General features: G+C 62.6%; 20 protein-coding genes. 9 read left to right on the forward strand and 11 right to left on the reverse strand.

Annotated features, from left to right (window positions below):
* The 3 genes from ADK28_RS10545 to cysZ form a co-directional block, all read right to left on the reverse strand.
* On the reverse strand, positions 1-141 hold a 141-nt coding region (locus tag ADK28_RS10545), incomplete at its 3' end, for an HPr family phosphocarrier protein (RefSeq protein WP_048795634.1).
* A gap of 399 nt (positions 142-540) precedes the next feature.
* Entirely contained in the window at positions 541-1,509 is a 969-nt protein-coding gene (gene cysK / locus ADK28_RS10550; RefSeq protein WP_016926786.1) for a cysteine synthase A, read from the reverse strand.
* A 185-nt stretch (positions 1,510-1,694) separates the two neighbouring features.
* A complete protein-coding gene (gene cysZ / locus ADK28_RS10555; RefSeq protein ID WP_033639704.1) occupies positions 1,695-2,453 on the reverse strand; it encodes a sulfate transporter CysZ in 759 nt (252 codons plus the stop codon).
* A gap of 221 nt (positions 2,454-2,674) precedes the next feature.
* Here cysZ and zipA point away from each other — a divergent pair, with 221 nt between their 5' ends.
* The 3 genes from zipA to ADK28_RS10570 all read left to right on the forward strand — a co-directional run bounded on the left by zipA (position 2,675) and on the right by ADK28_RS10570 (position 6,016).
* Positions 2,675-3,700 (forward strand): cell division protein ZipA, encoded by a 1,026-nt coding sequence (zipA, locus tag ADK28_RS10560; protein ID WP_048795635.1) that lies wholly within the window; start codon positions 2,675-2,677, stop codon positions 3,698-3,700.
* A 79-nt stretch (positions 3,701-3,779) separates the two neighbouring features.
* Positions 3,780-5,801 carry an NAD-dependent DNA ligase LigA gene (gene ligA / locus ADK28_RS10565; RefSeq protein ID WP_004936443.1) on the forward strand — a complete coding sequence of 674 codons (2,022 nt, stop codon included), beginning with the start codon at positions 3,780-3,782 and terminating at the stop codon, positions 5,799-5,801.
* Positions 5,801-6,016 carry a DUF3820 family protein gene (locus ADK28_RS10570; protein ID WP_004936441.1) on the forward strand — a complete coding sequence of 72 codons (216 nt, stop codon included), beginning with the start codon at positions 5,801-5,803 and terminating at the stop codon, positions 6,014-6,016. The genes ligA and ADK28_RS10570 overlap by 1 nt, the downstream gene beginning before the upstream one ends.
* Before the next feature lie 26 nt (positions 6,017-6,042).
* Here ADK28_RS10570 and ADK28_RS10575 read toward each other — a convergent pair whose 3' ends face one another.
* Entirely contained in the window at positions 6,043-7,035 is a 993-nt protein-coding gene (locus tag ADK28_RS10575; protein WP_048795636.1) for a bile acid:sodium symporter family protein, read from the reverse strand.
* Between the two features lie 96 nt (positions 7,036-7,131).
* On the opposite strand from ADK28_RS10575, the gene ADK28_RS10580 reads away from it, so the two are divergent.
* Positions 7,132-8,052 carry a LysR family transcriptional regulator gene (locus ADK28_RS10580; protein ID WP_048795637.1) on the forward strand — a complete coding sequence of 307 codons (921 nt, stop codon included), beginning with the start codon at positions 7,132-7,134 and terminating at the stop codon, positions 8,050-8,052.
* A gap of 1 nt (position 8,053) precedes the next feature.
* On the opposite strand, the gene ADK28_RS10585 is transcribed toward ADK28_RS10580, so the two are convergent.
* A complete protein-coding gene (locus ADK28_RS10585; protein ID WP_016926792.1) occupies positions 8,054-8,521 on the reverse strand; it encodes a FlxA-like family protein in 468 nt (155 codons plus the stop codon).
* 52 nt (positions 8,522-8,573) lie between these two features.
* Entirely contained in the window at positions 8,574-9,122 is a 549-nt protein-coding gene (locus ADK28_RS10590) for a nucleotidyltransferase family protein (RefSeq protein ID WP_048795638.1), read from the reverse strand.
* A gap of 159 nt (positions 9,123-9,281) precedes the next feature.
* Here ADK28_RS10590 and ADK28_RS10595 point away from each other — a divergent pair, with 159 nt between their 5' ends.
* Positions 9,282-10,667: an ethanolamine ammonia-lyase subunit EutB gene (locus tag ADK28_RS10595; RefSeq protein WP_048795639.1), complete on the forward strand. Its 1,386-nt coding sequence runs from the start codon at positions 9,282-9,284 to the stop codon at positions 10,665-10,667.
* Positions 10,664-11,455 (forward strand): ethanolamine ammonia-lyase subunit EutC, encoded by a 792-nt coding sequence (eutC, locus tag ADK28_RS10600; RefSeq protein WP_048795640.1) that lies wholly within the window; start codon positions 10,664-10,666, stop codon positions 11,453-11,455. Before ADK28_RS10595 ends, eutC begins: the two co-directional genes overlap by 4 nt.
* On the opposite strand, the gene ADK28_RS10605 is transcribed toward eutC, so the two are convergent.
* Complete coding sequence (locus ADK28_RS10605) at positions 11,434-12,336, reverse strand: LysR family transcriptional regulator (protein ID WP_048795641.1); 903 nt, start codon at positions 12,334-12,336, stop codon at positions 11,434-11,436. The genes eutC and ADK28_RS10605 overlap by 22 nt on opposite strands.
* A gap of 450 nt (positions 12,337-12,786) precedes the next feature.
* Here ADK28_RS10605 and budA point away from each other — a divergent pair, with 450 nt between their 5' ends.
* From budA to ADK28_RS10620, 3 genes are all read left to right on the forward strand, one after another.
* Entirely contained in the window at positions 12,787-13,566 is a 780-nt protein-coding gene (gene budA / locus ADK28_RS10610) for an acetolactate decarboxylase (protein WP_048795642.1), read from the forward strand.
* Between the two features lie 32 nt (positions 13,567-13,598).
* Entirely contained in the window at positions 13,599-15,284 is a 1,686-nt protein-coding gene (gene alsS, locus ADK28_RS10615; RefSeq protein ID WP_048795643.1) for an acetolactate synthase AlsS, read from the forward strand.
* A 140-nt stretch (positions 15,285-15,424) separates the two neighbouring features.
* Positions 15,425-17,011: an ABC transporter substrate-binding protein gene (locus ADK28_RS10620; RefSeq protein WP_048324631.1), complete on the forward strand. Its 1,587-nt coding sequence runs from the start codon at positions 15,425-15,427 to the stop codon at positions 17,009-17,011.
* Positions 17,012-17,039: 28 nt separating this feature from the next.
* On the opposite strand, the gene ADK28_RS10625 is transcribed toward ADK28_RS10620, so the two are convergent.
* The 4 genes from ADK28_RS10625 to fepB all read right to left on the reverse strand — a co-directional run.
* Complete coding sequence (locus tag ADK28_RS10625) at positions 17,040-17,846, reverse strand: ABC transporter ATP-binding protein (protein ID WP_033639715.1); 807 nt, start codon at positions 17,844-17,846, stop codon at positions 17,040-17,042.
* Positions 17,847-17,863: 17 nt separating this feature from the next.
* A complete protein-coding gene (gene fepG / locus ADK28_RS10630; RefSeq protein ID WP_016926800.1) occupies positions 17,864-18,901 on the reverse strand; it encodes an iron-enterobactin ABC transporter permease in 1,038 nt (345 codons plus the stop codon).
* Positions 18,901-19,956 carry a Fe(3+)-siderophore ABC transporter permease gene (gene fepD, locus ADK28_RS10635; RefSeq protein WP_016926801.1) on the reverse strand — a complete coding sequence of 352 codons (1,056 nt, stop codon included), beginning with the start codon at positions 19,954-19,956 and terminating at the stop codon, positions 18,901-18,903. The genes fepG and fepD overlap by 1 nt, the downstream gene beginning before the upstream one ends.
* Before the next feature lie 214 nt (positions 19,957-20,170).
* Positions 20,171-21,072: Fe2+-enterobactin ABC transporter substrate-binding protein (gene fepB / locus ADK28_RS10640; RefSeq protein ID WP_048795644.1), on the reverse strand; the 902-nt coding region annotated here is incomplete at its 5' end.

Genomic DNA, 21,072 nt, shown 5'->3' on the forward strand with positions numbered 1-21,072 from the left:
CAGGCTTTTAGCGCTGGCGCTTTTGCCGTTGGAGGTCACGGTGATGTCAGACGTGAAGCCTTTGGCTTCTTTAACGAACTGAGCGGCAGGGCGAGTATGCAGACCATTCGGAGCGGTAATAGTAACTTCTTGCTGGAACATTGATGTTTCCCCAACTTATTGGATTAATGTTGTGGAGTTAAAGTTTAGCCCAGGGGCCTGACTTTAACTTGTCTGGTTATAGCGCCTGACTATGGACAGGGGCGAACGTTGATGCAACAGAAAACGACGCGTTAGGCACTTCAGATCAAAAAACTCGGCTTTAGACGTCGTTCCAATCCGCTCCCCATTATGCCCGATTCGCCGCGTCGGCGACAGATGAGTAAATCGATTCAGCCTCGACCAGGCTCGGAGAGTGATTAATTTTGCGCATCGAAATAATGCACCGTTAAATACTAAAGGCGACGGGCAAAAGCAATCTTGGACTGCTATAAAGTTTGATCCAGTCCACAAAAAAGCACCCCACAGGGTGCTTTTTTAGCGATTTGTGCAGTGCCGGAATTACTGCTGCAATTCTTGCTCGGTGAACAGATCGGCGAACAGCGCGGTGCTGAGATAACGTTCGCCGGAAGAGGGCAGGATGACCACAATGGTCTTGTCGGCGAACGCCGGTTCTTCGGCCAGTTTTACCGCCGCTGCGACCGCTGCGCCGGAGGAGATGCCTGCCAGGATGCCTTCTTCGTCCATCAGGCGGCGCGCCATGCTGATGGCTTCGTCGTTGGAGATTTTTTCGACGCGATCCACCAGGTCAAGATCGAGGTTGCCTGGAATGAAGCCGGCGCCGATGCCCTGGATCTTGTGCGGGCCCGGTTTCAGCTCTTCACCGGCCAGCGCCTGGCTGATGACCGGCGAGTCGGTCGGCTCGACCGCCACGGTGGTGATGGCCTTGCCTTTGGTGTTCTTGATGTAGCGGCTGACGCCGGTCAATGTGCCGCCGGTGCCGACGCCGGAGATGAACACGTCGACTTCCCCATCGGTGTCTTCCCAGATTTCCGGGCCGGTGGTTTTTTCATGGATGGCCGGGTTGGCCGGGTTGCTGAACTGTTGCAGGATCAGGTAGCGGTTTGGATCGGTGGCGACGATCTCCTCCGCTTTGGCGATGGCGCCTTTCATGCCTTTCGCCCCTTCGGTCAGCACCAGATTGGCGCCCAGCGCCTTGAGCAGCTTGCGGCGCTCGATGCTCATGGTTTCCGGCATGGTTAGCGTCAGCTTGTAACCGCGCGCGGCGGCGACGAAGGCCAGCGCGATGCCGGTGTTGCCGCTGGTCGGCTCCACCAGTTCCTTGCCGGCGGTCAGCACGCCGCGTTGTTCCGCATCCCAAATCATATTGGCACCGATGCGGCATTTGACGCTGAAGCTCGGGTTGCGTGATTCAACCTTGGCCAGAATGCGTCCGTTGCCGATACGGTTCAGACGAACCAGCGGCGTATGGCCGATTGTTAATGAGTTGTCTTCATATATCTTGCTCATAGCCCGTCCTTTAACTCTATGAAAATGTGGGGAACATCGAAAGCATACGCTAACAGTACCGGCAGGGAAGTAAAGAATTGGTATATCTATATGTTATTAGGAAATAAGTTTTAAGCACAATGATAAGGGCGCGAAATGCGCGCCCTGTCGAAAATTTCCGCGCTGTCGGCGGCAAAAAACGGCGGTTATCGGACGAATTGCGAGCGGTAGCGATCGACCCACATCGCGGTAGCGCCGCAGACGGCGACCGGCAGGATCACCAGGTTGAGGATCGGGATCATGGTGAACAGGCTGACCAGCGCGCCGAACTGCAGGTTGTCGGTTTTGTGCTGGCGCAGTGCGCGGCGCATGTCGGCAAAGCTCACCTTGTGGTTGTCGAACGGATAGTCGCAATACTGAATCGCCAGCATCCAGGCGCTGAACAGGAACCACAGCACCGGCGCCACCGTCTGACCGATGCCGGGCACGAAGTACAGCGCCAGCAGCAGCAGCGCGCGCGGCAGGTAATACATCAGTTTGCGCCATTCGCGCGCCATGATGCGCGGCAGATCTTTGGCGATGCCGAGCAGGCCGGTGTCCGGCAGCGGTTTGCCGGTCAGGCTGCCTTCGAGCTGCTCGGCCAGCAGGCCGCAGAACGGCGCGGCGATCAGATTGGTGATGGTGCTGAACAGATAGCTGAACACCAGCAGCACCGAAATGACCGCCAGCGGCCACAGCAGGTAGCTCAACCATTGCAGCCAGTCGGGAACGTGGCTCATCATCGCCGGGATCCAGTCGCCGAGGCGGCTGAACAGCCACCAGAAAGCGGAACCCATCAGCAGCACGTTGACCAGCAACGGCAGGACCACATAGCGTTTAATCCCCGGGCGTGAAATCAGGCGCCAGCCTTCGGCGAAATAGTGAATGCCGCTGGTCGATCGGGGAGGGGGCTGCGTATAGGACATATCTTAAGTTATCTCGTTGTCTGAACAGGCATCATTATCATATAGGGATGATTTTCCACTGGCTAGGGTAGGGTTGGCTGAAAAACCAGCAGAAAAAGGCAGTATAATCATCTTTATTGGCATAAAGTTCAGCACGGACTTGCACTTGTGTGCGCGGGCAAATAGAGTTAAAGAGTGAATGTTTGCCGCGGTGGCAATGTATTGGAACAACAGAGATAGCAATGATGCAGGATTTGCGTCTGATATTAATCGTTGTTGGCGCGATCGCCATAATAGCGCTGTTATTGCACGGTCTGTGGACCAGTCGCAAAGAACGGTCAGCGCTCTTCCGCGATCGCCCAGCCAAACGTTCCCAAAAGGAACGTGAACAAACTCCGATCGACGATCTCGAAGAAGGCGTCGGTGAGGTGCGCGTACGCGCCGCTCACCCGCAAGACGAGCCGTCATTCGGCCATTTCGATGCCGCACGCGAAGAACCCGTGGCCGCGCCGAAGCCCGCTCCGGCGGCTGCGCCTGCGCCCCGCGCCGTTCAGCCGGCCGCTCATCAGACGCCGCCTCCGCTGTCTCAGCGGCCGGAGTATGATGACATCCTGCTGAACAACTACGCGCCGGACGAAGAACCGGCCGAGCCGCAGCAATCGCAACCGGCCGCGCGCCGCGAACCGCGCGTTGACGATCTGCCGCATGAACATGAGGCGCCGCTGGCGGCGGAACCGGCATTCCACGCCGAACCGGCTCCTGTGCAGCAAGCGCCGGAAGTCAAGCCTGCGTCGGAACCTGCACCGCAGCCGCTACAGCCGGCCGCTGCGCCAGTTCAGGCTAAACTGAAAGAGACCGTGCTGGTGCTGCACGTCGCGGCCCATCAGGGCGGCGTGATCGGCGGCGAAGTGCTGCTGCAGAGCGTGTTGCAAGCGGGCTTCCAGTTTGGCGAGATGGGCATCTTCCACCGCCATATCAGCCCAGCCGGCAGCGGCCCGGTGCTGTTCAGCCTGGCGAACATGGTCAAGCCGGGGTCGTTCGATCCTGACATGATGTCCGACTTCTCCACGCCGGGCGTGTCGATGTTCATGATGGTGCCGTCTTACGGCGACGCCAATCAGAACTTCAAGCTGATGCTGCAGTCGGCGCAGCGCATCGCCGACGACGTGGGCGGCGTGGTGCTGGACGACGAGCGCCGCATGATGACGCCGCAGAAGCTGGAAACCTACAAAGCGCGTATCCGTGAAGTGTTGGAAAACAACGCCTGACCGGGTTGCCGCGCGCACTGAACATCCGTAACAACAAAGCCCCCGCTAGCCGGGGGTTTTTTATCTTTGATGGTGAGCCATGGAATCGATAATCCAACAAATCAATCAACTACGAGCCACACTGCGCCATCATGAATACCAGTATCATGTACTGGATGCGCCGGAAGTGCCGGATGCGGAATATGACCGCCTGATGCGCGAACTGCGCGAGCTGGAGAGCGCGCATCCGGAGCTGATCACCGCCGATTCACCGACCCAGCGCGTGGGCGCGGCGCCGCTGGCGGCGTTCGACCAGGTGCGTCACGAAGTGCCGATGCTGTCGCTGGACAACGTATTCGACGAAGAAAGCTTCCTGGCGTTTTACAAGCGCGTGCAGGACAGGCTCAAAAGCAGCGATCCGCTGACCTTCTGCTGCGAACTGAAGCTGGATGGCCTGGCGGTCAGCCTGCTGTATGAAGACGGCGAACTGGTGCGCGCGGCGACGCGCGGCGACGGCACCACCGGCGAGAACATCACTACCAACGTGCGCACCATTCGCGCCATCCCGTTGCGCCTGACCGGCGACAATATCCCGCGCCGGCTGGAAGTGCGCGGCGAAGTGTTCATGCCGCAGGCCGGGTTTGAACAGATGAACGAAGAGGCGCGGCGCAAAGACGGCAAGGTATTCGCCAACCCGCGCAACGCCGCCGCCGGCTCGCTGCGCCAGCTCGATCCGCGCATTACCGCCAAACGCCCGCTGACCTTCTTCTGCTACGGCGTCGGCCTGCTGGAAGGCGGCGAGCTGCCGCGCAGCCACTTTGAGCGCCTGATGCAGTTCAAGGCCTGGGGCCTGCCGGTCAGCGATCGCGCCCAGCGCCGCACCGGCAGCGAGGAAGTGCTGGCGTTTTATCGTCAGGTCGAGCAGGACCGCGCACAGCTCGGTTTCGACATCGACGGCGTGGTGATCAAGATTGACGATATCGATCTGCAGGAAACGCTGGGCTTCGTGGCGCGTGCGCCGCGCTGGGCGACGGCGTTCAAATTCCCGGCGCAGGAGCAGATCACCGTGGTGCGCGAAGTGGAGTTTCAGGTTGGCCGCACCGGCGCGATTACGCCGGTGGCCCGCCTTGAGCCGGTGCTGGTGGCCGGGGTGACCGTCAGCAATGCGACCTTGCACAACGCCGATGAAATTGAGCGGTTGGGGCTGCGCATCGGCGATACGGTGATCGTGCGCCGCGCCGGCGACGTGATCCCGCAGGTGGTGGGGGTGCTGGAAGACCGTCGGCCGCAGGATGCGCGCGAAGTGGTGTTCCCGCTGCACTGTCCGGTGTGCGGCTCCGACGTTGAGCGCGTGGAAGGCGAAGCCGTGGCGCGCTGTACCGGCGGGCTGATCTGCGGCGCGCAGCGCAAAGAGGCGTTGAAGCACTTCGTTTCCCGTCGCGCGCTGGACGTCGAGGGCATGGGTGACAAGATCATCGAGCAGCTGGTGGACAAGGAGTACGTGAAGAACCCGGCCGATCTGTTCCGCCTGTCCGCCGGCATTCTGACCGGTCTGGATCGCATGGGGCCGAAATCGGCGCAGAATCTGGTCAACGCGTTGGAGAAATCCAAGCAGACCACCTTCGCCCGTTTCCTGTATGCGCTCGGCATTCGCGAGGTCGGTGAAGCGACCGCCGCCAACCTGGCCGCGCATTTCGGTTCGCTGGAGAAGCTGTTCGCCGCCGATATCGAGGCGCTGAAAGAAGTGCCGGACGTCGGCGAAGTGGTGGCCAAACACACCCGCAATTTCCTCGATGAAGCGCTCAATCAGCAGGTGATCAACGAGTTGGTGGGCGCCGAGATCGGCATCCGCTGGCCGGCGCCGGTGGTGGTGGTAGCGGAAGAGATAGACAGCCCGTTCGCCGGAAAAACCGTGGTGCTGACCGGCTCGCTGAGCCAGCTGTCGCGCGACGAAGCCAAAGATCGCCTGACGGCGCTGGGCGCCAAGGTCAGCGGCAGCGTGTCGAAGAAAACCGATCTGGTGATCGCCGGCGAGGCGGCCGGCTCCAAGCTGGCGAAGGCGCAGGAGCTGGGTATCGCCGTGATCGACGAAGCGGAAATGATCCGCCTGCTGGGTGACTGATGGAAAAGGAAAACCTGCTGGAGATCGCCAATACCGTGATGCCGTTCGGCAAGTACCAGGGGCGGGTGCTGATCGACCTGCCCGAAGAGTACCTGCTGTGGTTCGCCCGTAAGGGCGAATTCCCCAAAGGCAAGCTCGGCATGCTGATGGAGATGACGCTGGCGATTAAAATCGAAGGGCTTGACCACTTGGTCAAGCCGCTGAAGAAAAGCTGATCTGACGGGCCTCGGCCCGTCTTTTTTTACCCGCGCGACGCCTGCGCGTTGGGTACCGCCTGCTGCGTCTGCTGCTTGCGCTGGTATCTTTTGGCCAGCACTGCGCAGGTCATCAACTGCACCTGATGAAACACCATCAGCGGCAGCACCATGATCCCCACCGTCGCCGCCGGGAACAGGATATTGGCCATCGGAATGCCGTTCGCCAGGCTCTTCTTCGATCCGCAGAACACGATGGTGATTTCGTCTGCCTTGCTGAACCCCAGCCAGCGCGCCATGTAAGTGTTCACCACCAGCACGATCGCCAGCAGCACGATGCTGCCGCCGACGATAAACGCCAGCGAACCGATCCCTACCTGATGCCAGATGCCGTGCGTCACCGCTTCGCTGAAGGCGGCGTACACCACCAGCAGAATCGAGGTCTGGTCGGTTTTGCCGATAAGCGGGCGATGGCGCTCGATCCAGCCGCCGATCAGCGGCCGCAGCAGGTGGCCGGCGACGAACGGCACCAGCAGCTGCAGCACGATCGAGCCCACCTGCCGCAGGCTGCCGGTATCGCCGTGCACGTTCATCAGCAGGCCGACCAACAGCGGCGACACGAAGATCCCCAGCAGGCTGGAGGCGGAGGCGCTGCACACCGCCGCCGCCACGTTGCCGCCCGCCAGTGAGGTGAAGGCGATGGCCGACTGCACGGTGGCGGGCAGGATGCACAGGTAGATGAAACCGGCGTACAGCTCGGGGCTGACGTCGATCGGCGCCCACCAGGCGAACAGCATCCCCAGCGTCGGAAAAATGATGAAGGTGCTGAACATCACCCACAGATGCAGCCGCCAGTTATTGCTGCCGGCCAGGATGGCCTCGCGCGACAGCTTGGCGCCGTGCATGAAGAACAGCAGGGCGATGGCGGCGATGGTCAGGGCGTTGAGCCAGCCGACGAACTCGCCGCGCGCCGGCAGGAACGACGCCAGCAGCACGGTGGCGATCAGCGTCAGGGTAAAACGATCGGGCAGGAATCTCATGGCGATGCGCTCGGGTAGAAAATCGATGGGGCTATTCTCCCGCGCGGGGATATAATAATTAAATTGATTTATTTAATTCATCTATGAATAAAGCACATGAATTACTCACTCAAACAGCTGCGGGTGTTCGTCGTTGTCGCCCGCCACGGCAGCTTCAGCCGCGCCGGCGAGGCGATCGGCCTGACGCAATCGGCGGTCAGCCACAGCGTGAAAGAGCTGGAGGCGGAGGTCGGCGTGCGTTTGCTGGATCGCACCACGCGTGAAGTGGTGTTGACCGACGCCGGCCTGCGGCTGGCCAACCGGGTTGAACGGTTGCTGGACGAACTGCAGGCTGCTTTGCTGGATGCGCGCAGCTTTGGCGTACAGCGCAGCGGCACGGTGCGGGTGGCGACGAGCCAGACCATTTCCGCCCATCTGATGCCGCAGTGCATCGCCGCCGGCGAGCGCCAATACCCGGAGATCCGCATCATGCTGCGCGATCAGGCGCAGCAGCAGGTGCTGCACAGCGTGCGTAACGCCGAGGTGGATTTCGGCATCGTGGTCGATCCGGTGCAAGCGGTGGATCTGGAGTGCGAAGCGGTGCTGCATGAACCGTTCCTGTTGCTGTGCCGCGACGATCACCCGTTTGCTGCGCAGCAGGCGGTGCGTTGGTCGGCATTGAACGGCTGCCGCCTGGTGTTGCAGGATTATGCGTCGGGCAGCCGGCCGCTGATTGACAGTGCGCTGAGGCAGCAGGGCGTGGAGGCGCAGGTGGTGCAGGAAATCGGCCATCCGGCGACGCTGTTCCCGATGGTGGCGGAGGGGATTGGCATCAGCATTTTCCCGGCGTTGGCGCTGCCGCTGCCGGAAGGGGGGCGGCTTAGGGTGCGGCGGCTGGTGCCGGAAATTAACCGCGCGCTGATGCTGGTGCGGCGCAAGAACCGCTCGCTGACGCCGGCGGCGGAGGCCATCTGGCAGGTGGCGCGTCAGCAGGCGGCGCTGTTGCAACAGCGCCGGCAGGAAAGCGCGGAATATTGAGTCAGATATAGACGTCCACCGCGTTGAGCGGCGTTGGGCGGTTGACGCCGTCGCCGGCTCGCGCCGCGGCTTTTTCCATTTGCTCCTGCTGCTGCTTTTCCATTTCTTCTTTCTGGATGCGCGCGATCTCGGCTTGCAACATCTTGATCTGCGCTTCGATCAGCTGTTTCTGCTTTTCGATTTCCTTAGGATCGGCGTCGGAGTCCTTCAGTTCCACCAGCTTTTGCTGCAGCGCCTGAATCTGCCGGTTCAGCGCCTTGATGCGCGCCGAGGCGCGGCTTTCGTTGAGATTAACCGGTTCGTCATTGCCGTTGGCGCGTTCGTTTTTCTCCATCTTGCCGCCTTGCGGCTGGTTGTTGACCGGCTTGGCCATCAGCAATTCGCCCTGATGGCCCGGCGCGCTGAACACGTTGCTGACGCCGGGGACGGTATTTTTGATCGGTACGATCATGGTGATGGTGGTCGACATGGTTGCTCTCCCTGAGTCTGTATCTCGCTGTTCAGGGTATCGGCAGCGGCGGCTAAATCTTTACCTGCCGCAGATGCGGCCAACGCTGCAGCCAGCCTTTGTCGACCACGCGCTGGGCATAGGCCGCGCGATCGCCGTTTTTCGCGTTGAAGGTAATGGTGTCGTCGAACAGCGCCGCGAGCCCGAAGGGGGCCACCAGCGTGATGCTGTCGTCGGCATTCAGGCGCGCGCCGATCGCCGTTTCCACTTCAGTCCAGAAGCTGATGGCCTCTTCGCTGTTGCGGTAGGGCGCCCGGCCGCCGCGCAGGTGCATGCGCGCCTGATTCTTGACCGACCACGGCTGCGGCAGCCACTGTTGCAGCCGCGCCTCCAGCATGCGATCGCGTTCGGCGTCCGCCCGCTGCGCATCGAAGTGGATCACGTCGATATCGTTGAGCGGCGTGGGCTCCACATAGCCGTGGCGCCGATCCCACACCAGGTTGCGCACAAAGCCGGCGCCGAGGCACCAGTCATTCAGGCCGAGCCGGCGCACGGTGCGCAGGGCGGCCATGCGCGCGCTATCTTGTTGCAGCCAGTCGATAATTTGCCGTTGCGGATCCATCACCCCTCCTGTTTTCGCGGCTACTGTAACCCGAAGCGGCGGCGGGTGAAATGGAGAGAAGCGTGATGGCGGCGATCGCGTGCAAAATAATTTTCTTTTCCCACTGACTACACTTGGTGCAGGGTTGTTATCTCGTCACTCGGGGCAAGGGAGGGGGCTATGTATCAGGCAACGGTGGGCCAACGCGGCTATCGCTTTGGCGATCTGCGGCAGCTGATGGCGAAGGCTTCGCCGGCGCGTTCCGGCGATTATCTGGCGGAGGTGGCGGCGCAAAGCGCCGAAGAGCGCATGGCGGCGCGCATCGCGCTGGCGGATGTGCCGCTCAAGGCGTTCCTGCAGCAGGCGCTGGTGCCGTACGAACAGGACGAGGTGACGCGCCTGATTATCGATAGCCACGACGCCGCCGCCTTTGAGCCCATCTCGCACCTCACGGTCGGCGATTTTCGCGACTGGCTGCTGAGCGAGCAGGCGGACAGCGCCATGCTGGCGCAGGTGGCCGCCGGCATTACGCCGGAGATGGCGGCGGCGGTAAGCAAGATCATGCGCAATCAGGATCTGATCCTGGTGGCGAAGAAATGCCGAGTGGTGACGCGCTTTCGCAACACGATTGGCCTGCCGGGCCACCTTAGCGTGCGGTTGCAGCCCAATCACCCGACCGACAGCCTGCAGGGCATCGCCGCCAGCATGCTGGACGGCCTGCTGTACGGCAGCGGTGATGCGGTGGTTGGCATCAACCCGGCCAGCGACAGCCTGCCGCTGCTGGAAAAGCTCAACTACATGCTGGACGACGTGATCCAGCGCTTCGCCATTCCCACCCAATCCTGCGTGCTGACCCATGTGACCAACACACTGCGGCTGATGGAGCGCGGCGCGCCGGTGGATCTGGTGTTTCAGTCGATCGCCGGTACCGAAGCGGCCAATCGCGGTTTCGGCATCAGTCTGGCGCTGCTGGCGGAAGCGCAGCAGGCGGCGCTGAGCCTTAGGCGCGGCACGTTGGGCGATAACGTGATGTACTTCGAAACCGGGCAGGGCAGTTGCCTGTCGGCTAACGCGCATCACGGCGTCGATCAGCAGACCTGTGAGGCGCGTGCCTATGCGGTGGCGCGCCATTTCTCACCGCTGCTGATCAACACCGTGGTGGGGTTTATCGGCCCCGAATACCTGTATGACGGCAAACAAATTATCCGCGCCGGGCTGGAGGACCACTTCTGCGGCAAGCTGCTCGGCCTGCCGCTGGGCTGCGACGTCTGCTACACCAACCATGCCGAAGCCGATCAGGACGACATGGACACGCTGCTGACGCTGTTGGCCGCCGCCGGGTTGACGTTCCTGATCGGCGTGCCGGGCGCGGACGACATCATGCTCAACTACCAAAGCACCTCGTTCCATGACGCGCTCTATATCCGCGAGCTGCTGGGGCTGAAGCATGCGCCGGAGTTCGCCGCCTGGCTGGCGGCGATGAACATCACCGACGAACGCGGGCGGCTGCGCGACGCCGCCGCCAATCACCCGTTGTTGCTGGCGCTGCAGGGAGAACGGACATGAGCAAACCGGTTCACGTCAACAGTTGGGACGCGCTGCGCGCCTTTACCGACGCGCGCATCGCGCTGGGGCGCACCGGCGCCAGCCTGCCGACCGACGAGCTGCTGCGCTTCGGCCTGGCCCATGCCCAGGCGCGCGACGCGGTGCATCAGCCTTTCGACAGCGAGCGGCTGGCGGCGGATTTGCACGAGGCCGGTTGGCCCACGCTGGCGGTGCACAGCCAGGCCGCCGACCGCGCCGCCTACCTGCGCCGACCGGATCTGGGGCGGCGATTGGCGCCGGACAGCCGCAGCCTGCTGCTCGGCTCACCATCGCGCCGTGTCGATCTGCTGCTGGCGGTGGCGGACGGCCTCTCCTCCAAGGCGGTGCACCGTCAGGCGCTGCCGCTGCTGCAGGCGCTGCGACCTTATCTCGATACGCTGGGTTTGAGCGTGACGCCGGTGGTGCTGGCGCATCAGGCGCGGGTGGCGCTGGGGGATGAGATCGGCGAATGCCTGCAGGCCCGGGCGGTGGCGGTGCTGATCGGCGAACGGCCGGGGCTGTCGTCGCCGGACAGCCTGGGCATTTATTTAACCTGGGAGCCGAATGCGCGCAGAACGGACGCCGAGCGTAACTGCATCTCCAACGTGCGGCCGGAGGGGCTGGATTACCCGCAGGCGGCGTTCCGTCTGGCCTGGCTGCTGGAGCAGGCGTTCCTGCGGCGGCTGAGCGGCATCGAGCTGAAGGACGAGAGCGACAATCCGGCGCTGCACAACCGGGTGACACCGCTTTACCCCCAACTGGGCGGCTGACCGAGGGTTTGCTGCAGCAGGGCGGTGAAGGCCGCCAGCCGGGCGGACACCTTCGCCATCGGGCGCAGCAGATAGATGCCTTGCTGCTCATGGCGCGGATCTTCGAGCATCTGAACCAGTTGCCCATTCTGCACGTCCGGCCCCACCACCCAGTTGGGCAGGAAGGCGATGCCGAGGCTGAGCAGCGCCGCCTGGCGCTGCGCGGTGAAGTCGTCGCAGCGCAGCGCCATGGTGCAGCGGCTCATCAGCGCCGCGTCGAGGATCTGTGCCCAGCAGGCCGGCTGCTGTTTGTGATAGCGGGCGATCAGCCGATGCTGCGGCAACGCTTCCAGATCGCTCGGCAGGCCATAGCGGGCGACGTAGGCGGGGCTGGCGCACATCACCCAGCGTTGCGTGGCGATACGGCTGGCGTACAGCGCGCTGTCCTTCTGTTCGCCGATGCGGAGGGCGGCGTCCAGCCGTTCCTGGGTCGGATCGGTCTGGCGTTCGGTCAGATCGAGATCGACAGACAGCTGCGGATAGCGTTCCGCCAGCGTCGGCAGCAGCGGCAGCACATAGGTTTTGCCGAAGGTCGGCAGGCAACTGATGCGCAGCGTACCCTGCGGCGTTTCGTTTAACGCGCTAAGCTCGGCGTGAATACCGGTAATGTCCGCCATCAGCGAGGCGGCGCGCGTCAGCAGCAGCTCGCCGGCGTCGGTCAGCAGCAGCCCACGGGTGGAGCGGACGAACAGCGCGGCGCCGAGCGCGCTTTCCAATGCGTCGATATGGCGCACCAGCGAGGAGGGCACCATGCCCAGTCGGCGAGCGGCGGCGGAAAAGCTGCCCAGGCGGGCCACGTCGAGAAAGAGCGGCAGATGTTCAACATAACGGGCGTCATTCATTTTTGCATTATATGCAAAAGCGTTTCTTATGAATACCCGCTTCTCTGTCGGCGGCGCTGCGGCTACTCTGGCTGCGGGTTGACGGCGGGCTTCAACGCCGCCGCATCCCGGCCGTATAGAGAAAAAACGTATAAACCTCGCGGCGCTTAGCACTAAATAACAGATGTTTTTCCCAGGCTGCATGAGCCGCCTGCGGAGTTGATTGTCGCTCCAACACCAGATTAACCGTTCAATTTGATATCCGACTCAGCATTAATGATTAGTGAGCCTTTACTTTCACACATCTTGCCGTGGGTTCTGGATATCGGCCGGCCAGCCGTGCCGGTTTTTTTGTCGCCTCAGGCTGAATCGTTCCAACTGATGAACGCGCCTTAGGGGGCATCTTGGCCCGCCGTCGGCGGGTCTTTTGAACGCGTGGAACCGCAGTTCCGCGCTGGTGGAGGAGTCAGCATGAACGAAAAACACGGGTGTTCCTGTGCGCGCCATTTGGCGCAGGGTTTTGCCAGGCAGTCGATCAACGCCGGGGAGGGCGAAATCTATCAAATCTCGCTGATGAGCGCGCTCATCGACGGGGTCTACGAGGGTGAAACCACCATTGCCGAGTTGCTCAAACACGGCGATTTCGGCCTCGGCACCTTCAATCACCTGGACGGCGAACTGATCGCTTTCGACCAGGAAATACACCAGCTGCGCGCCGACGGCAGCGCCCGCCCAGCCGGTTTGCAACAGAAAACCCCTTTCGCCGTCGTCACCTTTTTCCAGCCCAGCATCAGCCAACAGTTCGACCGGCCGATTACCAAGGCGCAACTGCATCAGTGCATCGACGAACAGGTCGCCTCGCCGAACCTGTTCTGCGCGGTACGGGTCGACGGTGAGTTCAGTCACGTGGAAACCCGCACCGTGCCGCGCCAGGAGCGGCCCTACCGCCCGATGTTGGAAGCGATAGAAGAGCAGCCGACCTTCTCGTTTCATCAACGGCGCGGCACGCTGGTCGGTTTCCGCTCGCCGGATTACATGCAGGGCATCGGCGTGGCCGGCTATCNCGAACACTTCGTTACCGACGACCGCAGCGGCGGCGGCCACGTGCTGGACTACCAGCTCGATCATGGCCGCCTGCAGTTCGGCGTCATCACCCGTCTCAATCTTCAGTTGCCGCATGATGCGGATTTCTTGCGCGCCAACCTCTACCCAGAGGATTTGGATCGCGCGATTCGTTCCGCCGAGGGCTAACCCCGGCGATCGTTTTCTTAGGAGGTGGAACCATGGCACAGGAAAAAACAGGCAATGATTGGCAATGCGGCGCCGATTTGGTGGTGAAAAACCTGGAAGCGCAGGGCGTCAAACACGTTTTCGGCATTCCGGGCGCCAAGATCGACCGGGTGTTCGACTCGCTGGAGGACGCGCCATCGATCGACACGGTGGTGGTGCGGCATGAGGCCAACGCGGCCTTTATGGCGGCGGCGGTCGGCCGCCTGACCGGCAAGGCCGGGGTGGCGCTGGTCACCTCCGGGCCGGGCAGCTCCAACCTGATCACCGGGCTGGCCACCGCCACCTCGGAGGGGGACGCGGTAGTGGCCTTTGGCGGGGCGGTGAAGCGCGCCGACAGCCTGAAGCAGACGCACCAGAGCATGGATACCGTCAGCATGTTCCGGCCAGTGACCAAGTATTGCGCCGAAGTGCATGCCGGTTCGGCGATTTCCGAGGTGATCGCCAACGCCTTCCGCCGCGCCGAGTTTGGCCGGCCGGGAGCATCATTCGTCAGCCTGCCGATGGATATCGTCAATGAACCGGTCAGCGCGCCGGTGCTGGCCGGCTGCCGCTTGCCGCGCATGGGGGCCGCGGCGGCGGACGACATCCAGGCGGCGGTGAAGCTGATTCGCCAGGCCAAATGCCCGGTATTGCTGCTCGGTTTGCAGGCCAGCCGGCCGGAGAACAGCGAGGCGGTGCGCCATCTGCTGTACCGCACCCATATGCCGGTGGTCGGCACCTATCAGGCGGCGGGGGTGATCGACGTCAACCACTTCGCCCGTTTCGCCGGCCGCGTCGGCCTGTTCAACAACCAGCCGGCCGATCAGCTGTTGCAGAAGGCCGATCTGGTGGTGAGCGTCGGCTATGATCCGATCGAATACGATCCCTGCATGTGGAACAGCCACGGGCGGCTGAAGCTGGTGCACATCGACGTGCTGCCGGCGGATATCGACACCTGCTATCGGCCGGATGTCGAACTGGTGGGCAACATCAGCGCCACGTTGAACATGATGACCGAAGCGTTCAATGAGGCGGTCTGCGTGCCGCCGGAGGTGGAGCTGATCCTCTCCGATCTCGGCCGTCAGCGCACAGAACTGGCGGAACGCGCCGCGCGCCGCGGCGGCATGCCGATCCATCCGCTGCGCATCGTCAAGGAGCTGCAGGACATCGTCAGCGACGACGTGACGCTGTGCGTGGACATGGGCAGCTTCCATATCTGGATCGCCCGTTACCTTTACAGCTTCCGCGCCCGCCAGCTGTTGATCTCCAACGGCCAGCAAACCATGGGGGTGGCGCTGCCGTGGGCCATCGGCGCGGCGCTGGTGCGCCCCGGCGATAAGGTGGTGTCGATCTCCGGCGATGGCGGCTTCATGCAGTCGAGCATGGAGCTGGAGACCGCGGTGCGGTTGAAAAATAACATCGTGCACGTGATCTGGGTCGATAACGCTTACAACATGGTGGAGATGCAGGAAGTGAACAAATACCAGCGCAAATCCGGCGTGGAGTTTGGGCCGATTGACTTCAAGGCCTATGCGGAATCCTGCGGCGCGGTCGGTTTCGCCGTGCGGTCGGTGGACGACCTGCGGCCGATGCTGCGCAAGGCGATGGCGATCCAGGGGCCGGTGGTGGTGGCCATTCCGGTTGACTACGCCGACAACTATAAGCTGATGGCGCAGATGAACTTCAGCCAGATGATTTAATTTCATCATCGCGCTGTTTCACCGGGGCAGGCCGCTTGCGCGCCTGCCCGTTTTTATGCGCGGAATTTGTCCTTTACATCGCTAACTGCATGATTTATTGCTATCCGTTGGGCTGTTTTTTCACCACTGGGGATAGCGCAATGAAAAGAAAAGCAATAACGATCGGGCTGCTGGCGTTGGCGATTGCCGGCGGCGCGCGAGCCAATACGCTGGTCTACTGTTCCGAAGGTTCACCGGAAGGCTTCAACCCGCAGCTGTTCACCTCCGGCACCACGGTAGACGCCAGTTCGGCGGCGATCTACAACCGGCTGGTGGATTTCAAACCCGGCACCGTCGAGCTGCAACCCAGCCTGGCGGAAAGCTGGGAGGTGAGCGAAGACGGCAAGCGCTATACCTTCCACTTGCGCAAGGGCGTGGCATTCCAGAGCAATAAATATTTTACCCCCACCCGCGATTTCAACGCCGATGACGTCATCTTCTCGTTTATGCGCCAGAAGGACGCCAACAACCCGTATCACAAGGTCTCCAACGGCGCCTACACCAACTTCGAGTCGATGGAGTTCGGCACGCTGATTGACCGGATCGTCAAGGTGGATGACCACACCGTGCGCTTTGAGCTCTCCCGCGCCGAGGCGCCGTTCGTCGCCGATCTGGGCATGTATTTTGCCACCATTTTATCGGCGGAATATGCCGACGCGATGCTGAAGGCCGGCACGCCGCAGCGGGTGGACAACGATCCGATCGGCACCGGGCCGTTCCAACTGGTGCAGTACCAGAAGGACGCGAAAATCCTCTACAAGGCGTTCGATCGTTACTGGGAAGGCAAACCGAAGATCGACCGGCTGGTGTTTTCGATCACGCCGGATGCGACGGTGCGTTACGCCAAGCTGCAAAAGAACGAGTGCCAGGTGATGCCGTTCCCCAACCCGGCGGATCTGGCGCGCATGCGGCAGGACGGCAACCTTCAGGTGATGGAAAAATCCGGTTTGAATATCGGTTTCCTGGCGTTCAATACCCAGAAGAAGCCGTTGGATAACGTCAAGGTGCGCCAGGCGTTGGCGCTGGCGGTCAACAAGCCGGCGATCATCGACGCGGTGTTCCACGGCGCCGGCCAGCCGGCCAAAAATCTGCTGCCACCGACCCAATGGGGCAGCAACGCGCAGCTTGAAGACTACCCGTATTCGCCGGAGCGGGCGAAGCAGCTGTTGCAGGAGGCCGGGCTGGGGCAGGGTTTCGACATCGATCTGTGGGCGATGCCGGTGCAGCGGCCCTATAACCCCAACGCCAAGCGCATGGCGGAGATGATCCAGGCCGACTGGGCCAAGATCGGCGTGCGCGCCAAAATCGTCACCTTCGAGTGGGGCGAGTATTTACAGCGGATTAAAAACGGCGAGCACCAGACCGCGCTGATGGGCTGGACCACCGCCAACGGCGATCCGGACAACTTCTTCGGCCCGCTGTTCACCTGCGCTTCGCTCGGCGGCTCCAACTCGGCGAAATGGTGCTACAAACCGTTCGACCAGCTGATCCTGCAGGCGCGTGAAGAGAACGATCACGCCAAACGGGTGGCGATGTACCAGCAGGCGCAGGTGATGATGCACGATCAGATGCCGGCGCTGATGATCGCGCACTCGACCATCTTCGAACCGGTGCGCAAGGAAGTGAAAGGCTACGAGATAGACCCGTTCGGCAAACACATCTTCAAACAGGTGTCGTTGGAGAAATAAGGCACAGGCCGGGGTAACCCGGCCTTTTTCATGCCTGCGGCGCGTCGCAGTGGTAGCGGCCGCGCGGGATCACCAGCGGCGTGTGGGACAGCGGATCGTCGATGATCATGCACGGCATGCCGAACACTCGCTCCACCAGTTCGGCGGTGATGATCTCCGCCGGTTTCCCCTCCGCCACGATCTTGCCGTCGCGCATGGCGATGATGTGATCGGCATAGCGGCAGGCGTGGTTGAGATCGTGCAGCACCGCGATCATGGTTTGACCGCGCTCGCGGTTAAGCTGGCGGAACAGATCCAGCAGCTCAATCTGGTGCGCGATGTCGAGGTAGGTGGTCGGCTCATCCAGCAGCAGCAGCGGGGTTTGCTGCGCCAGCGCCATCGCCACCCAGACGCGCTGGCGCTGCCCGCCGGACAGTTCGTCGACGCTGCGGTCCGCCAATTGGCTGACGTTGGTGGCCGCCATGGCGGCTTCCACCGCCTGTTTGTCGGCCTGCGTCCACTGTTTCAGCAGGCTCTGATGCGGATAGCGGCCGCGCGACACCAGATCCGCCACGGTGATGCTGTCCGGCGCGATTGAAGTTTGCGGCAGCAGGCCAAGCTCGCGCGCCAGCGCCTTGGTGGCGAAGCTGCTGATGTTCTTGCCGTCCAGCATCACCTCGCCGGCGCTGGGTTTCAGCAGGCGGCACAGGGCGCGCAACAGCGTCGATTTGCCGCAGGCGTTCGGCCCGACGATCACCGTGAAGGCGCCGTCGGGGATCGCCACGCTCAGATCGTCAGCGATGATTTTATTGTCGTAGCCCAGCTTCAGGTGCGAGGCGTGCAGGCGGTGGCTCATGGCATTATCACTCTTCATTATCTGCGGGCCTCTCGGATGAGCAGCCAAATCAGGTACAGGCCGCCGATGCAGACGGTCACGACCCCGACCGGCAGTTGGATCGGCGCGAAAAGATGTTGGGACACCACGTCGGCGCCGAGCAGCAACGCCGCGCCCATCAGCGCCGAGGAGGTCAGGGTGACCGAGGATTGTCCGGCCAGGCGACGGGCGATCTGCGGCGCCGCCAGCGCGATAAAGGAAATCGGCCCGGCGGTGGCGGTGACGGCGGCGGTGAGGGTAACGCCAAACAGCATCAGCCACAGCCGGCTGCCTTCGGCGTTGACGCCCAGCGCGCGCGCCGTGTCGTCGCCCATTTCCAGCAGCTGCAGCCGTTTGCCCATCAGCAGCGCGGCCGCGGCCGCCAGCACGATGAACGCCGTGGCGGGCTGGGCTTTTTGCCAGGTCATGCCGTTGAGCGAACCGGCCTGCCACATGGCGGCGTCCATGGCGCGCTCGAGCGAAGCGGTGATGATCAGCCAGGTGTTGGTGGAAACCAGCACTGCGCTGATGGCGATGCCGACGATGATCAACCGGAAGCCGGCGATGCCTTGCCGCCAGGCCAGCAGATAGATGGCCAGCGCCGAGAGAATGCCGCCGGCCAGCGCGCCGCCGGCGATGTAATAGTAGCCGCCGTTGAACAGGGTGATGGCGATCAGCGCGCCGGTGTAGGCCCCCATGTTAAAGCCGATCACGTCCGGGCTGCCGAGCGGGTTGCGGATAATCGACTGGAAAATGGCGCCGCTCATGCCGAGCGCGGCGCCTAACAACAGCGCCATGGCGATGCGGGGCAAGCGCCATTGGGTGACCACGGTCACCAGATTTTTCGGCGCCTCGCCGCTGAGCGCGGCAAAGACTTGCTCCAGCGAGAGCTGCAGCGTGCCGTAGCACAGCGCGGCAACCGCCATCGCCAGACATAACGCCAGCAGCGAAAGGTTGACCAACAGCAGGCGCAGCGGCACGCGCCAGTTGATGACGCCGTCCGGACGGCCGATATGCAGCGTGTGCGGCAGACTCATCACAAGCCCCCCAGCGTTTTCTTGCGGCGCACCAGCCAGATCAGTACCGGCGCGCCGATAAAGGCGGCGACGATGGAAACCCGCAGTTCACCGGCCGCCAGCAAGCGGCCGACCACGTCGGCGCACAGCAGTAAAATCGGCGCCAGCAGCATGGAATAGGGCAGGATCCAGCGTTGGTCGGGGCCGACCCACCAACGGGCGATATGCGGCACCATCAGGCCGATGAAACTGATCGGACCGACGGTGGCGGTCGCCGCGCCGCACAGCAGCGTGATGGCGATCACCGCGACGATCTGAGTCAGCACCACGCGCGCGCCGAGCGCGATAGCCAAATCTTCCCCCATGCCGATGGTATTCAGCGGCCGGGCGATGAGCAGCGTCAGCAGGCAGCCGAGCAAAATGGCGGGGGCGGTGACCGGCAGCGTGGACAGCGTGCGGATATCCAGCGTGCCGGCCTGCCAGAAGCGCAGTTGGTCAAAGGTTTGCGGATCGATCAGCGACAGCCCGGTGGTGATGCCGAGCAGCACCGCGCCGATCGCCACGCCGGCCAGCGTCAGCCGCACCGGGTTGATGCGCCCGCCCGCCAGCGTGCCGATCAGGTAGACCAGCAGGGTGGTGAGGGCCGCGCCGACAAAGGCATAGGCCATATAGCTTTCGGTGGTGGCGGCGCCGAAAAACATGATGCCGATGACTACGGCGAAGCTGGCGCCGGCGTTGATGCCGAGCACGCCGGGATCGGCCAGCGGGTTGCGCGTCAGCGCCTGAATCAGCGCGCCGGCGGCGCCGAGCGCCATGCCGGCCAGGATGCCCGCCAGCGTACGGGGTACCCGGGCATTGAGAATGATGGTGCTGTCGGAACCGCTCGCGGCGCCCTGCAGGCTGAGCCAGACGGTATGGAAGGGGATGGCTTTGGAACCCAGCATCAGGCTGGCCATGATGCACAGCAGCAACAGCGCCAAACCGATACCGAACCCGGCGATGCGTTTGAAGCCACTGGCGTAAGCTGCGTGCGGTGCGGACGAAAGCGTCCGCTCAGTCGGAGTGGGTACGTTCACACCGGTAACTCCTGTATGATTTTTATTCTCATTGTTATTTGCGTTCATGCGGGCGCTTATAGTAGCACGAGTTTACGCCCGCATGCACCCGCCGGTTGGCGGCGCAGGTGCAATGATGATGTTAATAACTATTGATATTTCAATTGATTGAATGTGAATGCTTGCCCCGTTTGCGGAAAGCGTCGGCAGGGGGCTGGCCTGCCGACGGCGTGATTCAGGGCTTTTTGAACAACCGTTCGATTTGGTTCAGCATGTTGGTGGCGCTGTAGTAATCGAGGCGGAAGGTGTCGTTGCCGACGGCGTAGACGTGCCGCTGTTCCACCGGCTCCAGATGTTTGAGGAACGGGTTGGTCAGCACCTCTTGCACTTTGCGCTCATTGGTGGCGAACAGGATCAGGGTTTTGCCATTCAGGCCTTCGGCCATTTTTTCGCCGGAGATCTGGATGATGTCATGGCGTTTCCCCATGCTGGTGTTGCCTTTGGCGCTTTCCGGCGGGGTGGCCAGTTGGAAACCGAGCTGGGTCAGCAGTTTGCCCTGGGCGGAACCCGGCGTCCACAGCATGGCCTCGCGGCCGTTGTCGGCATACACCAGCGGCGTGGTGGGCTGCGGCGGCAGCGCGATCGCCTGCTTCACTTGCTCCACGCGCTGTTCGAAACGATCTTCCGCCTGTTTGGCGCCGGCTTCATGACCGGTGATCTCGCCGAGCTCGCTGGCCAGCTGCTGCCAGCTTTTGTCGCCATAATCGAGCACCAGCGTCGGCGCAATGGCGGACAGCTGGTCATACAGTTTCAACGCCGAATCCCCGCCGGTCGCGGCGACGACGATCAAATCCGGCGCGGCGGCGGCGACGGCTTCGGCATTGGGCTCCACCTGGTACAGCCGCTCGACGTGGCGCTGCTTGGCCACCTCGCTCCATTGGGTAAAGAAACCTTGTTTATCGGCCACCAGGGGATTTGGGCTGGTGGCGGCGCTGGCGACCACCGGGGCGTCGATAGCCAGCAGCGTGCCGGTGATGGTGACGCTGGTGGACACGATGCGCTGCGGCGGTTTTTCCAGCGTGAACTTCCCTTTGGCGCTGTCGATGGTGCGCGGCCAACTGCTGTCGGTTGCGGGAG

Origin of the sequence: Serratia sp. 506_PEND, from assembly GCF_001076875.1 — a bacterium.
Classification (GTDB): Bacteria; Pseudomonadota; Gammaproteobacteria; order Enterobacterales; family Enterobacteriaceae; genus Serratia; species Serratia marcescens.

Excerpts from the sequence above, each read along its gene's own strand:
- cysK (WP_016926786.1), bottom strand. The coding sequence starts at position 1,509 with ATGAGCAAGATATATGAAGACAACTCATTAACAATCGGCCATACGCCG.
- cysZ (WP_033639704.1), bottom strand. The coding sequence starts at position 2,453 with ATGTCCTATACGCAGCCCCCTCCCCGATCGACCAGCGGCATTCACTAT.
- zipA (WP_048795635.1), top strand. The coding sequence starts at position 2,675 with ATGATGCAGGATTTGCGTCTGATATTAATCGTTGTTGGCGCGATCGCC.
- ligA (WP_004936443.1), top strand. The coding sequence starts at position 3,780 with ATGGAATCGATAATCCAACAAATCAATCAACTACGAGCCACACTGCGC.
- ADK28_RS10570 (WP_004936441.1), top strand. The coding sequence starts at position 5,801 with ATGGAAAAGGAAAACCTGCTGGAGATCGCCAATACCGTGATGCCGTTC.
- ADK28_RS10575 (WP_048795636.1), bottom strand. The coding sequence starts at position 7,035 with ATGAGATTCCTGCCCGATCGTTTTACCCTGACGCTGATCGCCACCGTG.
- ADK28_RS10580 (WP_048795637.1), top strand. The coding sequence starts at position 7,132 with ATGAATTACTCACTCAAACAGCTGCGGGTGTTCGTCGTTGTCGCCCGC.
- ADK28_RS10585 (WP_016926792.1), bottom strand. The coding sequence starts at position 8,521 with ATGTCGACCACCATCACCATGATCGTACCGATCAAAAATACCGTCCCC.
- ADK28_RS10590 (WP_048795638.1), bottom strand. The coding sequence starts at position 9,122 with ATGGATCCGCAACGGCAAATTATCGACTGGCTGCAACAAGATAGCGCG.
- ADK28_RS10595 (WP_048795639.1), top strand. The coding sequence starts at position 9,282 with ATGTATCAGGCAACGGTGGGCCAACGCGGCTATCGCTTTGGCGATCTG.
- eutC (WP_048795640.1), top strand. The coding sequence starts at position 10,664 with ATGAGCAAACCGGTTCACGTCAACAGTTGGGACGCGCTGCGCGCCTTT.
- ADK28_RS10605 (WP_048795641.1), bottom strand. The coding sequence starts at position 12,336 with ATGAATGACGCCCGTTATGTTGAACATCTGCCGCTCTTTCTCGACGTG.
- alsS (WP_048795643.1), top strand. The coding sequence starts at position 13,599 with ATGGCACAGGAAAAAACAGGCAATGATTGGCAATGCGGCGCCGATTTG.
- ADK28_RS10620 (WP_048324631.1), top strand. The coding sequence starts at position 15,425 with ATGAAAAGAAAAGCAATAACGATCGGGCTGCTGGCGTTGGCGATTGCC.
- ADK28_RS10625 (WP_033639715.1), bottom strand. The coding sequence starts at position 17,846 with ATGAGCCACCGCCTGCACGCCTCGCACCTGAAGCTGGGCTACGACAAT.
- fepG (WP_016926800.1), bottom strand. The coding sequence starts at position 18,901 with ATGAGTCTGCCGCACACGCTGCATATCGGCCGTCCGGACGGCGTCATC.